The sequence below is a fragment of the Arthrobacter sp. SRS-W-1-2016 genome (genome assembly GCF_002009585.1).
Lineage (GTDB): Bacteria > Actinomycetota > Actinomycetes > Actinomycetales > Micrococcaceae > Arthrobacter > Arthrobacter bambusae_A.
Genome location: NZ_MTPV01000061.1, coordinates 103,990 through 118,909, shown reverse-complemented (window position 1 = coordinate 118,909; position 14,920 = coordinate 103,990). Strand labels below are relative to the sequence as shown.

Below are 14,920 nucleotides of genomic sequence, written 5' to 3'. Positions count from 1 at the left end.
TCACAACCAAGTCACAACAGAAAAGGAACAAAAAATGTCCGTCATCACTGACACAAAGTTGGAATTCGCCAAGCTCGGATCCCGGATCGGCGCCGAAATCCGCGGCTTCGACCTCAGCGGCGAACTCTCCCCGGAAACCGTGGGGCAGATCAGCGCCGCGCTCAACGTACACAAGGCCCTCGTTTTCCGGGAAGCCAACATTCTCAGCGACGAGGCCCAGGTGAAGTTCGCCAGCCATTTCGGCCCGCTTACCACGGCACATCCGACCGTGGCCTCCGTGGAGGGCGAAGAGAACGTGCTGCCCGTGGATAGCGAGAACGGTTCCGCCAACAATTGGCACACCGACGTCACGTTCGTGGTCAACCCGCCGCAGGCTTCCACCCTGCGAAGCATCGACCTTCCGTCCTACGGTGGCGAAACCCTGATTGCGTCTTCGGCGGGAGCATATTTGGACCTGCCCGACGAGCTCCGGAACTTCGCGGACACGCTCTGGGCCATTCACACCAACGACTACGACTACTCGGTACCGAAGAACCTGGAACACGAGAACGCCGATGAGCGGCGCAAGGAGTTCACGCGCATCAAGTTCGAAACCGCCCACCCCGTGGTCCGGGTCCATCCCCTGACCGGCGAGCGCGGATTGTTCATTGGGGGCTTCGCGCAGCGCCTTCGGATCGTGGGGCTGTCCAACACGGAGTCCAAGGACATCATCCGCTTGCTGCAGGCCTACGTCACCCGTCCGGAGAACGTGGTGCGCGTGAACTGGGAACCGAACCAGCTGGTCCTCTTCGACAACCGCATCACCCAGCACTACGCCCCCGACAACTACGACGGCCAGCCGCGCAAGCTCAATCGCGTGACCATTGCCGGCGACATCCCGGTGGGCGTGGACGGCAAGCAGAGCCAATCGATCCAAGGCGACTCAAGCACCTATTCCGTTGTCGCGCCGCTGTAGTAGCACGCATGTGTTGTTGTAGCTGCCCCAGCCCAACTGACTCGCAGTTGTTGTCGTTATGAGCCCTCAAAACGACACCTACTGCGAGTCAGTTGGGTTTAACGCGCTTTAGGGGAGCTTGCTGCCCCGCGCAGCCACCCACAGGCCATACCACTCGGCGCGCGTCATGGCTGCGGCAACGGCGGGAGCATCCGCGCAGGCAGCGATCCGCGCCGGGTTGGAACTGCCCAGCACCGGGGAAATGCGTGCCGGATGCTTCATGAGCCAGCCCAACAGCACGGACTCAGGAGTGACGCCCTTTGCTTCCGCGAGCTGGGCGACCAGAGCGGCAGTCGCAGTGTCCGCGGCAGTCGGGAAAACCGGCGTCGAGCCCGTGTACCGGCCCTGGGCGAGGGAACCGTAGGCCTGCAGTTCAATCCCCTGGCCGACGCAGTGTTCCAAAGTGCCGTGCGGAAAACTGTAGCCGAGGGCGTCGTCGTGGTTGACCAGGACCCCGCTCTCGAGCCACGCCCGCCGGTGCAGGCTCATTTCCAGCTGGTTGGCCACGATCGGCACCTCCAGCTGGTCCTGCAGGAAGGCGATCTGCGCGCCGGACATGTTGGACACGCCCAATTGCCGCACCTTACCCTCCGCCATGAGCTGCCCGACGGCGGATGCCACCTCTGCGGGTTCCATCAGGGGATCGGGACGGTGGAGCAGCAGCACGTCGACGTAGTCGGTCCTGAGCCGTTCCAGGCTTCCATTGACCCGCTCCAGGATGGCGTCCTTGCTGAGGTCGTAATGTCCGTCGACGCCGGGCTGGCTCAGCCGGATTCCGCACTTGGTCTGGAGCTGGATCTTTTTCCGCAGCCCCGGCGTCCGGGCGAGGACTTCGCCGAAGACGGCCTCGGCCTTGCCGCTGCGGTAGATGTCGGCATGGTCGAACAGGGTGATCCCGATGCCCATGGCGGCTTCGATCGCGGCCGCGGCCTGCTCGATTTCGGCAGCACCGTATTCGCTGCCCTCCCAAGGACCTCCGAGGCCCATGCATCCATAAATAAGCCGGCCCGCGGCAGTTTCACTCTTTGCAGTCATTTTCCAACTCTTTCACAACGCAACTAACCCGCAGTTGTTGTCGTTTACAGCCTTCAAAACGACATTAACTGCGAGTTAGTTGGGTGAGGGATAGGGGCAGGGGGGAGGGACTAGACGATCCAGGCCGTCGTGTTTGCCGGGAGCTTGCCGCCTGCGAGCGGTGCGCTGCTCACGACGACGGTGCCTTCCGGAAGTGCCACCGGCTCGGTGCCGAAGTTCGTCACCGACTGCCAGCCGTTGGGGCGCACGAAATGAAGCACCGACTCGTGGCTGGAAGGGATCCACTCCAGGTCCTCGGCCGCCCGCAGTTCCGAACGCAGTTCCAGGGCCTTGCGGTATAGCTCCAGCGTGGAGCCGGGAACGTTCTCCTGCTCCGCCACCGCATAGCCCGCGAACCATTCAGGCTGCGGCAAGTGGGCATGTCCCTCGCCGAAGCCGAACGACGAACCCTCGCTGGTCCACGGCAGCGGGACACGGCAACCGTCACGGCCGACGTCGACTCCCGGGTTGCGGAAGAACGCCGGGTCCTGGCGCTGGCCGGCCGCGATGTCGCCGACTTCCTGCAGTCCGAGTTCTTCGCCCTGGTACAGGTATGCGGAGCCGGGAAGGGCGAACATCAGCAACGACGCGGCGCGGGCGCGGCGCAAGCCGAGCTCGGCGTCGACGTCGGCGGCCGAACCGCCGTCGAGCAGCCACTGCTTGCCGTCCTGGCCCAGGCCGTCACGGCCGCCGCCCGCGGGCAAGCCGTAGCGGGTGGCGTGCCGGACGACGTCGTGGTTGGAGAAGACCCAGGTGGAAGAAGCACCGGAGGCAGCGGCTTCGCTGAGGTTCTTCGTGATGATGTCGCGGAACTGGCCTGCGTCGAAATCAGCCTGGAGGAGGTCGAAGTTGAATGCCTGGCCCAAGCCGTCTGGGCTGGCATAGCGGGCGCGGCGGTCAGCGTGCACCCACGCTTCGGCGACGGCCGTCCGGGGCGGGTTGTACTCATTGAAGACCTTGCGCCACTCGGCGTAGATCTCGTGCACCTCATCGCGGTCCCAGAACGGGTGGGCGCCCAAAGCGTTTTCGCCCTCCTTGGGCAGCTCGGTCTTCGACGGCAGAACCTCCGGCAGGTCTTTCGTGAGCGCATGGGCGACGTCGATGCGGAAGCCGTCCACGCCACGGTCGGACCAGAAGCGCAGGGTCTTCAGGAAGTCTTCGCGGACCTCGGGGTTGTCCCAGTTGAAGTCCGGCTGCTCCTTGGTGAAGATGTGCATGTACCACTGGCCCGGGGTGCCGTCCGGTTCGGTGATGCGTTCCCAGGCCGGCCCGCCGAAAATCGAGTCCCAGTCCGCCGGGGGCAGTTCGCCGTTCTCGCCCAGACCGTCGCGGAAAATGTAGCGCTCGCGGGCTGCCGAACCCTTCGGTGAAGCCAGCGCCTCCTTGAACCATTCGTGCCGGTCCGAAGAGTGGTTCGGCACGATGTCCGCGATCAACTTGATGCCTGCGGCGTGCAGGGCGGCCGCCATCTCATCGAAGTCTGCAAGGGTGCCCAGCTTGGGGTCAACGTTGCGGTAGTCATCGACGTCGTAACCACCGTCAGCCAGGGCCGACGGGTAGAACGGGCTCAACCAGACGGCGTCGATGCCGAGGGATTTCAGGTACGGAACCTTGGCGGTAATGCCCTTGATGTCGCCCAGTCCGTCGCCGTTCGCGTCGGAAAAGCTGCGCGGGTAGATCTGGTAGACAGCCGCTTGGCGCCACCAGTTCGGATCGGCCATGCGCTCGGAGCGCTCGGAGTCGACGTGGGTGGCCATGGTGACGGTGGAGGACAAAGGGAATCCTGTTCTGTGTCGACGCTGCGATGGACGGGCGTTTATTTAGAATCTAAATTTAGTGCCTCTAGTATTATGTGACGCATACCAACAGAAGGTCAACAGCCATGCCCGATATCGCGACTGCCACTCCGCAGATGCTCCGGCGGTTCAACGCGGCCACCGTGCTCGGAGCCATCCGCGCTTCCAACGCCGTGACTGTTTCTGAGCTGATGGACGCCACCGGCTTGACCCGCGCCACCACCATTTCCGTGTGCGAAGACCTCATGGCCCGGGGCTGGATCCGAGAGCTGGAGAACCAGCGTGACTTCGGCACGTACCAAAAGGGCCGCCCCGCACGACGCTTCGAGCTCGACGAAAGCGCCGGCTGCGTCTTGGGGATCGACGTCGGCGTGCTCAAGACCACCGTTGTGGTGGCAGATCTGCGCGGCCGCACCATTGGACGGTCCAGTGGGCCATTTCGCGCCAGGGAGATCGAAGCGGAGGAACGGATCCGTGTCATCAGCCAAACCGCGCTCCTGGCCCTCGAGGCTGCCGGAGTGGCACCGGACAAAGTCCTCGCGGTGACGGTGGGCCTCGCCGCTCCAGTAGGCCGCGACGGAAACATCCTCGTCAGCCAGCCGTTCTGGAGCCTGTTCGACGTCGGGCTGAAGAAGGCCCTGCATGATCTGCACGGATGGGCTGTGGTGCTGGAGAACGATGCCAACTTGGCGGCATTGGGCGAATGTTGGCGCGGCGCCGGCAGCGGCATCCAGGACTTGGCAGTCCTCCTTGCCGGTGAGCGTTTCGGCGCAGGCCTGGTGGAATCCGGCCGTTTGCTTCATGGCAGCCGCGGCGGCGCTGGCGAGATGGCCTACCTGGACATGGTGGACGGAGTCGGATCGGCGGACGGCCTCGCCGCGCTGGCCAGATTGTGGGCAGCGGAAGCCCTGGCGGGAAAGTCGAAAACCACGCTTCGGACGGCGGTCCCCGCGGGCCAGGAGGTCACGGCACAGCATGTCTTCGCCGCTGCTGCCGAGGGCGACGACGTTGCGCTGGACATTCTCGAACGGCTCTCGGACCGGCTGGCCCGGGTAGTCTCCACGGTGGCCATCATGCTCAACCCGGAGCTCGTGGTGATCGGCGGCGCGGTGGCAGATTCGGCGTCGGCCCTTCTTGAGCCGACCGTCCGGAAGCTGGCTGCCTACACCGCCACTCCCCCGCGGTTGGCAGCGTCGCCGCTGGGCGACGCGATTGTTGGCATCGGCGCAGTCCGCCACGCATTGGACCGCGTGGAGAAGAACTCCCTGGACCTGGTGTTGCGGCGGGCCTAGGGCCTTCGGCGACTAGTCCGGCGTCGCCGGAGACTAGTCCGGCATCGCCATGGTGCGGAGGTCGAGCTGGCGAAGCACCCGGTCCGCAACCTCGGGATCCATCCCCGGTTCGCTCCGCGCTGCGACCACTTCCTGGCGCGCGGCGTCGAGGGCGATGGTCTGGACCGCGATCGCCAGTTCCCTGCCGCGTTGGCGCTTTTCAACGTCTGTTTCGTTCTTCAAGGTCCCGTCAAGCAGCTCGGCGTGCAGGCGGGTCATCTTTTCCTTGACGAGCGCCACCTTGTCCGCCGGCAATTCCTTCATCAGATCGTGTTCCTTGAGCGCGGAGATCGCGGCGGTCTGGGCGCGCCTGGCCAAGAGCCGCGCGGCATCCTTTTCGTGCGAGCCGTCTTCGGATGCCTTGAGCACGCGCATAAGCCAGGGAAGGGTCAGCCCAGGCAGCACCAGGGTGGCCAGCAGTACCGCGCAGGCGATGACCAGAATTTCGTGCCGGGCGGGGAAGTCGCCCCCATCGGCAATCGTGAGAGGGAGGGCCAAGGCGAGTGCGAGCGTCGCGAGGCCGCGCATGCCACACCAAGTCAGGATCAGGACCTCCTTGGGGGAAGTTGGCTGCAACAGGTTCTTCCGCTTGCGGGCCGAGATCGCCAACAGCCCGAGCCACGCGAAACGGACAACGAACACCAGCACGCACACCGCCACGGCCGGGCCGATCATGCCGTAAACGGCCGCTCCCTCGTCACGGATCACATGCCGGATCTCCAACCCCACAAGTCCGAACGCCAGGCCGGTCGCGAGGAGTTCCACCACATCCCAGAAAGCGGTGCGCGTGACACGTTCGGCCGCGTCCTGGGACCGCGCGTGCCGCTGTGTCTCCAGCGCGGTAACGACGACGGCGATCACCCCCGAAGCGTGGAGTTCTTCCGCCAGGATGTAGGCCGCGAAGGGAATCACCAGTGTCACGGCGCTTCGGGCCACCATGGAGGTGACCAGCTTGGTGATCAGCCTCGTCAACCAGCCCATCGCGATGCCGACGATGACGGCCAGTGCCGCACCGATCACGAATTGGAGCACGACGCCGGCCCCCAGCTTGGTGCCGGAAACCGTCGCCGCCACCGCGGCCTGGAAGATCACGATGGCTGCAGCGTCGTTGAACAAGCCCTCGCTCTGGAGCACCGTGATGAGCCTGCGCGGCATGTGGACGCGGCCGGCGACGGATTCAACCGCAACCGGGTCCGGCGGAGCCACCATGGCCCCCAGTGCGATCGCCGCAGGAATGCCGATCCCGGGAATCATGAGCCACGCGGCTCCGGCAACTACCGCCGTCGAGACCACAACAAGGGCCACGGCCATAAGCAACAGCGTCCGCCATCGAACCCGGAACACCGCCCAGGAGCTCTTCTGCGCGGTCGCAAAGAGCAAGGGCGGGAGGAATATCGGCAGGATCAGCTCGGGCGCGAGCTCAAAATCCGGGAACCCCGGGATGAAGGTCATCGCTGCAGCCAGCAACAGCATCAACACCGGGTACGGGAGCCGCAAGCGGTCCCCCAAGCCCACGGCCACGACCGTTGCAAGCAGCAAACCGACAATGAGTGCCAACTGGTCCATGTTCCCGATTTCCCCAGACGTCGTAGCGGTAGCGTCCCGGGCGCATGCCGTGGACTGGCCCTACCAACATATCGCGGCTGGGCGCGGTCCCGAGGCCGGTTTTGTAGCCGGCATGGCGTAGTCGCGCTGGGCGCGGTTAAGACGCTGTGAGGGCCTCGACCACCGGCACCCCACCGTCCCTGAACTCGATGGTGCGGCGCACAGTTTCCGGCAGTTCCAAGACGGCGGCAGCCACCAAGGCGACATTGGCCCGCGAGGTTTCCGTCCCGGCGCCCGGGTCCGCGGGGCTTACCTCGATGAGCGCAGAGCCCGGATTGCTGGTCAGCGCCCCCGGACCCAGGATCGTCCAGTCGAGGTCTGTCCCACGCAGGTACTCGTCGGCCGCGGCTTTGGCTTCCGCATAGGCATAGAAGCTGTTGTCCTCGGGAACGCCATGGTTGGGCCCGGCCCCGAAGTAGGACACCATCACATAGCGGGCCACGCCCGATTGCGCCGCGGCATCCATCGAGCGGATTGCGGCGTCCCTGTCCACCGCATACGTGCGTTGCGGGCTGCCGCCCCCTGCCCCGGCTGACCACACCACCGCATCGTGGCCGTCAAGCGCGGAGGCGATCTCCGGCGTCGTCGACTTCTCGACGTCGAGTATTACCGGGGCTGCACCCGTCACCGTGACGTCGGGCGCGTGTTCGGGATTGCGGATGAAGGAAGTGACCGCGTGGCCTTCGTTGCTCAGGATGCGGGACAGGTGCAAGGCCACCTTGCCGTGGCCGCCGATGATTGCGATTCGACTCATGGACCCATTCTGTCGCAGTGGTCAAGTACCTCGGCCACAACCTCCCCAAGTCGGTGGATAAATTCCCGACAATAGCCCTCTCCGCATTTGCGGAACGGAATGACTAATTCGTAAATCCTTCGAACAAATAAGGCCTTCAAAAACTAAGCAGACTTAGTTTAATCACCATCACATTTTCCGTTCGAAGACCGGAGGACCTGGGCACTTCAGGCACACCCTCGCTGCCGGAGACGCCTTGCGAGTGTTGGGTGGGTGGCGGGAAGTAAAAGCAAGTGGCACCCACTCGTGTGGAGTTAATTTCGAATTTCTAGACTCAAGTCACCTGCAGCAGGAAAAGGAATGCCTCATTCATAAGTCTCATTGATGGATTTATCCAAATAGCCGGGTTACATCCCGTTGATGGATTTATTCGAAATGGGCTGAATTGAGGGCTTCCTCAGTGCTGCGCAATTAAGCAAAAGGGTCTCAACAAGCGCCGTCCCCTGCGCCTGCGCATCACCTCCAGGGCCAGCCAACCGACTTGCCCCAGAAACGATGAATCACGGGGATATGACATGTATCAACAGGAGTACAGGCACAGCGGGATCAGCGGAGGCAGCGTCCTCGCCCTGATATCCGCGGGGGTAAGAACACTCACCAGGTACAAGGCATCAATAGTCACTTGGGCAATCGTGGCAGTCGTCGCCGTTGCGGCCGTGACGATGCAGAACTACTCACAGGTATTGGCGCCAGGAGGCACCAGTTCCGCCATCGCACCGCTCCTGGGCTCGGGAGCCGGGCTCACCCTGCCTTCGCCGGCCGCTGCCAATCCGACGCCGGTTGAAAGCGCTGCCCCGGCAGCCACACTGGTGCCCGTGCCCGCACAGGCACCAGCCGCCGTCGCGCCTTCAGCCCCCGCAGCGGCGCCGGTGGTCGCAGCTCCACCCGCTGCGGCTCCTGCTCCTGCGACGGACACGAACGCCTACACGGTGGTCAGCGGCGACACCGTCGGCTCGATAGCCGCCAGGTTCGGCGTCGACGTCAACGCTATGCTGGCAGCCAACGGGCTCAGCGCGTATTCGGTGATCGTGCCCGGCCAGGTGCTGAAGCTGACAGGACCGTCGGTTGCCGCGGCCCCGGCAGCCCCTGCGCCGGCAGCCGCTCCGGCACCAGCACCCTCTCCTGCTCCGGCTCCGGCGGTGCAGACCATCTACGTTGCGGGTTCAGGCGGCCAGGCCGCTGTGGATAGTTGCATTGGCCCGATCCACTTCACGCCCACGGACGCCTACTCGCTGTTCATTACAGAACACGATTTCTGCGGAGGATGGGCACAATTCTCTGGGATCGGCGTCGGCGAGAAGGTGAGCATCCCAGGGTACGGCATGTACACCGTGACAGCCCGCGGCCAGGTGCCCCAAGGCGGGACCACCAACAACGTCGCAGCGGTATTCGGCGGGTTTCCCCGGGCGGTACTCCAGACGTGCATCCCGGGAACCAACCAGATGCTGGTAATCGCGTTGAACTAGGGCTGGCCCCTTCGGCGCAGCTGGCGACGGCGCCCTTCCTGACCCTCTTTGAATCCGGGAAGGCAGGACGGGAGGCTTGCGGAACCCTGCAGCCCAAATATGAGAAGGCCGGGAGCTCAACGCTCCTGGCCTTCTCCTGTTTCTGTGGTGATGGGGATGTTCGATCTCCCGATAAGACCTCGCTCAATAGCTTCCATTTTGGGAGACTGAGTCAAGACCTGAGATTGGGGCGAAGTTGGACGGACAACAGTGGATCTGGGTTGCGACGGTACTGGTCGTCGCGGCTGTGGTAGCCATTGTCATGGCCTTCGGACGCCGCGGATAGTCGCCGTGTGATCGCAAAACGCGTTGCCAGTCCGACGCAAACGGAGAGACAAGCTTTCGCATCACCGACTCGCCGTCAGAACAGGACGCACTGGGGGTCAGGCTCGATCAGGAACAGATATCAACCGCTCCGCGCCCGGTTGTGCATCGCGGATTGGTTGGGGCTGCTTTTCAGGGCGCGACAGCTTCGCATGCTTCCGCTTCGAGTGCCACAGCACCAGCAGATGGAAGGAACACATCAGCACGACTGTGATGCCAACGAAGACCACAAGGTCAATGAGAAAGCGGCCAAAATCCACGAGCAGTGATGCCTTTCGGTCCGGACAACCTCCTGATCGTAGCTTGAGATGGCCACACAAACGAAACAGCCTCATTACAGGGTGAACCTCAAGGAAACACTAAGAAAAGATCAAGATTCAACTAAGAGTGTTCGACCGGGCGCCAAATGCTCCTGCAAAATCTGATTTAGTGTTAATCCTGAACCCTACTCTGCGGCCGCTCTCGGGGACTTGCGCGCTGCCCGAAGCCAGGATTCTGCATAGCTCGCGGGTGTCTAGTGAGATGGCTGGCAAGCGGAGTTTCGATGGTGCGGGTAACTCCACCGCAAGCGCGTAAGAGCGGGCCATCGTCGAGAAGCGCCGCCACCTGAGGATTGGGGGACACCCAAGTGGCGGCGCCCTCTAAAAACTATCGGCAGCTCGACGGTGCTCCCAGCCATTCAGCAGGATCTTTACGAAATCTTTACGGCTAGTGCCCAGCAGGCTTGCGGGCTGCGGTCAGGACCGGGAGGAGCCTCAGCTCGCCGGGGTCAGGTGGCGACCGGAGTCTTTTGCCGGTCACCTGGCATTACTTGTTCCGACCGTCGTCGCGACCGTTCCAGGATGACCACAGTCAACAGCGCGGCGCCCATGACGACGGGCATGCCAGCAGTGAGAAGCCGCACGAGGTTTGGGAAGAGGGCCGCGAGGAGCGCCATCGCCATCAAAATGAACAAAGCGAACCCGATAATGGCGACTCTAAGTTTCATCATCAGTGCCCTGTCCGCGCGGACCGCCCGCATTTGAAGAGGACTCATCGCGGGCATCGTCAAAGAAACGCCGGGCTCGCGGCAGCCAAAGCGGGCTGATGAGGGCAATAGGAACAAGGAAGAGCAACCATCTCCATGACGGCGGCCAAGAAAAGCCAAAACCGCACACCACGACGGCGAAGCTCAAGTAATAGCGCATGTTTCGATCGCCGAGGACGTCGATCACCGCTAAGGCAACCATGAACGCCCATACGGAGAAGACCACTTCGAATGGGGGCTTCCTTCCCTTGCTCCGGGATCTCATGACCAAAGCGTAAACCCTAGCCACGGCCCCGGAAGCAGGCTCAAAACAGCAGCAGGCCAGAAGCGAAACGCTTCTGGCCTGCTGAAACTTGTAGCGGTGGGGAGGCTCGATCTCCCGACCTCACGATTATGAGTCGTGCGCTCTAACCAACTGAGCTACACCGCCACGAATGAGAAAAACCTGCGTCAAGCCGGCCAAAAACCGCCTTGACACAGGCCCTCATTCAGAGCCCCCCACCGGAATCGATCCGGTGACCTCGTTCTTACCAAGAACGCGCTCTACCACTGAGCTAGGGGGGCAACGAGTAAATACTCTACCGGACGATTTCTCAGGCCACAAATCGGCTGCGGGACGGGGAAAAACGGCCCCGACACAATTTGCATCCGCGCCGGATTCTTGAGCCGGAAAGGGTCTGAATCAGGGGAGGCGGAGCACCTGTCCAGGGTAGATGTGGTCCGGGTTGGGCACGGTATCCGCGTTCGCGGCGATCAGGGCATCCAAGTCGACGCCGAACTGCAAGGCGATGCCACTCAAGGTATCGTCTGCTTCCACTACGACTTCGGTGACCTGCCCTCCGCCGTCGGCGGGAGCACCGGCGTCGGGCACTGCGGGGTCCGGAACCACGAGAGCTTCCGCTGACGGCTCCGGCCCGGCAGTCTGGACCGTCTCCCCCGTTGAGGCTTCAACGGCCTCCTGCGGGGCCTCCGAGGGCCATCCAGTCTGCCTGTGGTCGGCCTTGTCGAAGCCGAGGTTCTTCTTCAACCCATCGAGGAAACCCATGAACCAACCTTTCCACAGCCGCGGGCCGCACGTCTTCCTGGATCTCGACACATGGCCAACCGTTAAACAGCCAGAGGCCGGCTCGAAAGCCGGCCTCTGCCAAAAACCCAGGAACTAGTCCTGTTTACCACTTACCCTTGCGGTTGAAATCGCGGTTGCCAGTGTCGCCACCAGTGCGCGGCTTGCGTGCACCCCGGTCGGCGTAGCTGCCTGTTCCGGTACCGGCGCTGCTGCGCTCGCTGTAGGAACGGCCGCCGCGGTCAGCGGAAGAACGCTCGCCGCCGGCGTAGCTGCCACGGTCGCCTTCAGTCTTACGGAACTCCTTCTTGAAGCCCCCGTTGCCCTTGAAGTTTCCGCCACGGTCTCCACCGGAGTAGCCGCCACGGTCGCCGCCGCGGCTGCCACCGGAGTAACCGCCACGCTCGCCGCCGCGGTCAGACGCCGGCTTGCGACCGTTGTCCAGCTCAAGGTGGATCAGCTCGCCGCCGATCCGGGTGCGGGACAGTGCGCGCAGCTGCTCGGGGCTCAGGTCCGCCGGAAGCTCCACCAGGGAGTGGTCCGAGCGGATGTCGATGCCGCCGATCTGTGCCGAGGAGATGCCGCCTTCGTTGGCAATGGCGCCAACGATCGAACCGGGCATGACGCGCTGACGGCGTCCGACGGCGATCCGGTACGTGGCGTTGCCCTCGGTCAGGGCGCGGGTCGGGCCACGGGAACCGAAGCCGTCCTTGGAGCGCTCGCGCTTCTGGAATTCCGGTGCAGCCGGCAGTTCCTTGACGAGGAGCGGCTGGCCGCCCTGTGCCATGACGGCCAGCGCAGCAGCAATCTCCGACGCCGGAACGTTGTGCTCCTCTTCGTAGGAAGAGATCAAGTCACGGAACGCGGCAACGTCCTCGGACTCGAGGGTCTCCGTGATCTTGTCCGCGAACTTGCCAAGGCGCAAGGTGTTGACGGTCTCGGCGGTGGGCAGGTGCATCTGCTCAACCGGCTGGCGGGTGGCCTTCTCGATCGAACGCAGCAGGTACTTCTCCCGCGGCGTCATGAACAGGATGGCGTCGCCGCTACGGCCTGCACGGCCGGTACGGCCGATGCGGTGGACGTACGACTCGGTGTCGTGCGGGATGTCGTAGTTGACCACGTGGCTGATGCGCTCAACGTCAAGGCCACGGGCCGCGACGTCGGTGGCCACCAGGATGTCGATGCGGCCTTCCTTCAGTGCGTCGACAGTCCGTTCGCGCTGCTGCTGCGGAATGTCACCGTTGATGGCGGCAGCCTGGAAGCCGCGGGACTTCAGCTTGTCAGCGAGGTCCTCGGTAGCCATCTTGGTGCGCACGAAGGCGATAACGCCGTCGAACTCTTCCACCTCGAGGATGCGGGTCAGGGCGTCAAGCTTGTGCGGGCCCATGACCTGCAGGTACCGCTGCCGTGTGTTGGCGCCGGTGGTGGTCTTGGACTTGACCGAGATCTCAGCCGGGTTGTTCAGGTACTGCTTGGACATGCGGCGGATCTGGCTCGGCATGGTGGCGGAGAACAGTGCAACCTGGCGGTCTTCCGGGGTCTGCTGGAAGATCTGCTCCACGTCCTCGGCGAAGCCCATGCGGAGCATCTCGTCGGCTTCGTCCAGTACGAGGTACTGCAGCTCGGACAGGTCCAGGGAACCCTTGGAGATGTGGTCGATGACGCGGCCGGGGGTACCGACAACCACCTGTGCACCGCGGCGAAGGCCGGCAAGCTGCGGGCCATAGGCGGAGCCACCGTAAACGGGGAGGACCGTGAAGTCGTCGATGTGCTTGGCGTACGAGGTGAACGCCTCGGCAACCTGGAGCGCAAGCTCGCGGGTCGGAGCGAGAACCAGTGCCTGGGTCTTGCGGGAAGGGCCGTTGAGGTCGTGGAGTTCGGCCAGGCGGGACAGTGCCGGTACTGCGAAAGCTGCAGTCTTACCGGTGCCGGTCTGGGCGAGGCCCACGACGTCGCGGCCTTCGAGCAGCAACGGAATGGTTGCTGCCTGGATCGGGGACGGCTTCTCGTAGCCGACGTCCTGCAGGGCTGCAAGGACGCGGGGGTCGATTCCGAGGTCGACGAAGCGGATGCCGTCTTCCTCGTCTTCGGCGGGTGCCTCAGCCTGAGCCTTGGCGGGCGCTTCAGCCCTGGCAGAAGCCTCGGTGGGTGCCTCAGTGAAGGCTGGAGCCTCGACCGGGGCCGGAGCCTCGATGAACTCAGCGGCGGGTGCGGTTTCGGCGATCTCGACGGCGGTCTCTGCTTCTTCAGCAGACTCGGCGACGAACGGGTCGTTCAGGTTTTCGGGCATAGGGGAAAGTTTCCTCATCCATAGGGGGCCAGTCGGCGCGGCCCGGTTGGGCTTGGCCGCAGTACACGTTGCGGGCAAAAGAACCAGGAGGCTCTGGTGCTCGCAAGAAGTCCGGCGCTGTCGCAATCCCATGGCAGGACTTCCCGCTGCATCTCTTGGCTGCTATCTCAGCAGTCTGTACAGCGTTTTCTTCGCCCGGCTCTCCCTATGAAACTGCCCACACACATTTTGCGGGCCCCAACACTGACCAGTCCTGCCTCAAGAATTGGGCAGGAAAAAGGGATTTCCGGAGTGGGGGATAGTTCAAGTGTAGGGCACAGATCAGTCCCGTGGCGACATAACGGTCGACGGCGGCGGTGAGCTTGCGCACAAACGCGCCGCCGGCGCCCTCAAAGCCGCCTTTAATACCGCACTTCAGGCTGTCCGCTCAAAGGCCGCTTTCAGGCGTCCACCCCGTTGCGGCGCAGGAGCTTTTCGAAGCTGTCATGGTAGTCGGACTGCAGCAGGATCTCTCCGTCCGCCTCAGCGTCGAGAAGCAACTGCATGTCATCGAGGTTGGGGTTGCTGAACCACTGCCCCACCGTGATGCCGTGCTTCGGCACGAACAGTTTGTGGATGTAGTCGCCGGCCGAGATGGAGCCGGTCTTAACCACGCGCAGGTAGGTGCCGACCCGCCCTGCCTCCGTGAAACGCTTGACCCATTGGGGTTCATTCATGCGGCGCTGGAAAGTCGCACACGGTACACGCGGCGATGTGACCTCCACTTCGACATCCAGGCCGATCTTCCACCGTTCGCCGATCACGGCACCGCTGGTCTCGATTCCGGCAACGCGGAGGTTCTCGCCGAAGATCCCGGCGGGCATGTCCCGCTGGAGTTCATTGGCCCAGAAATCGGCGTCCGCTTGCGAGTACGCGTAGAGAGCTTGGTCCTCGCCGCCGTGGTGGATCCGGCTCGCCTGGATGTCCCCGTGGATTCCCAGCTTGTGGACCTTCACCGGCCCGTCGACCGGGCGCTTGTCGATGGCCGTCACTCCCACCGACCCTTCGGGATCGGGCAGGAGCTCGTATACCCGGCAAACGGCAAGCAACGATGCGGTATCCATGACTACAGTCTACGT

At 63.6% G+C, this 14,920-nt stretch carries 13 protein-coding genes and 2 tRNA genes; 3 read left to right on the top strand and 12 right to left on the bottom strand.

What is annotated here, in order from left to right; all coding sequences use genetic code 11:
- The first annotated feature begins 34 nt into the window (after positions 1 to 34).
- Positions 35 to 955, top strand: a complete 921-nt coding sequence (locus BMF89_RS15730; RefSeq protein ID WP_078108039.1) for a TauD/TfdA family dioxygenase — start codon at positions 35 to 37, stop codon at positions 953 to 955.
- Between the two features lie 108 nt (positions 956 to 1,063).
- Here BMF89_RS15730 and BMF89_RS15725 read toward each other — a convergent pair whose 3' ends face one another.
- Both BMF89_RS15725 and BMF89_RS15720 read right to left on the bottom strand, forming a co-directional pair.
- Entirely contained in the window at positions 1,064 to 2,029 is a 966-nt protein-coding gene (locus tag BMF89_RS15725; protein WP_253190843.1) for an aldo/keto reductase, read from the bottom strand.
- Between the two features lie 110 nt (positions 2,030 to 2,139).
- Positions 2,140 to 3,843, bottom strand: a complete 1,704-nt coding sequence (locus BMF89_RS15720; protein WP_078108037.1) for a glycoside hydrolase family 13 protein — start codon at positions 3,841 to 3,843, stop codon at positions 2,140 to 2,142.
- A gap of 107 nt (positions 3,844 to 3,950) precedes the next feature.
- Here BMF89_RS15720 and BMF89_RS15715 point away from each other — a divergent pair, with 107 nt between their 5' ends.
- Positions 3,951 to 5,156 (top strand): ROK family transcriptional regulator, encoded by a 1,206-nt coding sequence (locus BMF89_RS15715; protein ID WP_078108036.1) that lies wholly within the window; start codon positions 3,951 to 3,953, stop codon positions 5,154 to 5,156.
- A 33-nt stretch (positions 5,157 to 5,189) separates the two neighbouring features.
- On the opposite strand, the gene BMF89_RS15710 is transcribed toward BMF89_RS15715, so the two are convergent.
- A complete protein-coding gene (locus BMF89_RS15710; RefSeq protein ID WP_078108035.1) occupies positions 5,190 to 6,761 on the bottom strand; it encodes a Na+/H+ antiporter in 1,572 nt (523 codons plus the stop codon).
- Between the two features lie 136 nt (positions 6,762 to 6,897).
- On the bottom strand, positions 6,898 to 7,554 hold the full coding sequence (locus BMF89_RS15705) for an NAD(P)H-binding protein (protein ID WP_078108034.1): 657 nt from the start codon (positions 7,552 to 7,554) through the stop codon (positions 6,898 to 6,900).
- Between the two features lie 554 nt (positions 7,555 to 8,108).
- Between BMF89_RS15705 and BMF89_RS15700 the strand changes: the two genes are divergently transcribed.
- Positions 8,109 to 9,059: a LysM domain-containing protein gene (locus BMF89_RS15700; protein ID WP_078108033.1), complete on the top strand. Its 951-nt coding sequence runs from the start codon at positions 8,109 to 8,111 to the stop codon at positions 9,057 to 9,059.
- 422 nt (positions 9,060 to 9,481) lie between these two features.
- Here BMF89_RS15700 and BMF89_RS21715 read toward each other — a convergent pair whose 3' ends face one another.
- The 8 genes from BMF89_RS21715 to BMF89_RS15670 form a co-directional block, all read right to left on the bottom strand.
- The gene (locus BMF89_RS21715) at positions 9,482 to 9,682 is read right to left on the bottom strand and encodes a hypothetical protein (protein ID WP_139359705.1); all 201 of its coding nucleotides are present in this window, start codon (positions 9,680 to 9,682) and stop codon (positions 9,482 to 9,484) included.
- Between the two features lie 509 nt (positions 9,683 to 10,191).
- Complete coding sequence (locus tag BMF89_RS15695; protein WP_139359704.1) at positions 10,192 to 10,410, bottom strand: hypothetical protein; 219 nt, start codon at positions 10,408 to 10,410, stop codon at positions 10,192 to 10,194.
- Positions 10,400 to 10,675 carry a hypothetical protein gene (locus BMF89_RS22190; protein WP_139359703.1) on the bottom strand — a complete coding sequence of 92 codons (276 nt, stop codon included), beginning with the start codon at positions 10,673 to 10,675 and terminating at the stop codon, positions 10,400 to 10,402. The genes BMF89_RS15695 and BMF89_RS22190 overlap by 11 nt, the downstream gene beginning before the upstream one ends.
- A 130-nt stretch (positions 10,676 to 10,805) precedes the next feature.
- Positions 10,806 to 10,879, bottom strand: a tRNA-Met gene (locus BMF89_RS15690).
- 62 nt (positions 10,880 to 10,941) lie between these two features.
- A tRNA-Thr gene (locus BMF89_RS15685) sits at positions 10,942 to 11,013 on the bottom strand.
- A 118-nt stretch (positions 11,014 to 11,131) separates the two neighbouring features.
- A complete protein-coding gene (locus tag BMF89_RS15680; protein ID WP_078108031.1) occupies positions 11,132 to 11,494 on the bottom strand; it encodes a LysM peptidoglycan-binding domain-containing protein in 363 nt (120 codons plus the stop codon).
- A gap of 124 nt (positions 11,495 to 11,618) precedes the next feature.
- On the bottom strand, positions 11,619 to 13,802 hold the full coding sequence (locus tag BMF89_RS15675; protein WP_078108030.1) for a DEAD/DEAH box helicase: 2,184 nt from the start codon (positions 13,800 to 13,802) through the stop codon (positions 11,619 to 11,621).
- Between the two features lie 440 nt (positions 13,803 to 14,242).
- Positions 14,243 to 14,905, bottom strand: coding sequence for an MOSC domain-containing protein (locus BMF89_RS15670; protein WP_078108029.1), 663 nt, complete (start codon positions 14,903 to 14,905; stop codon positions 14,243 to 14,245).
- Between the last annotated feature and the right edge of the window lie 15 nt (positions 14,906 to 14,920).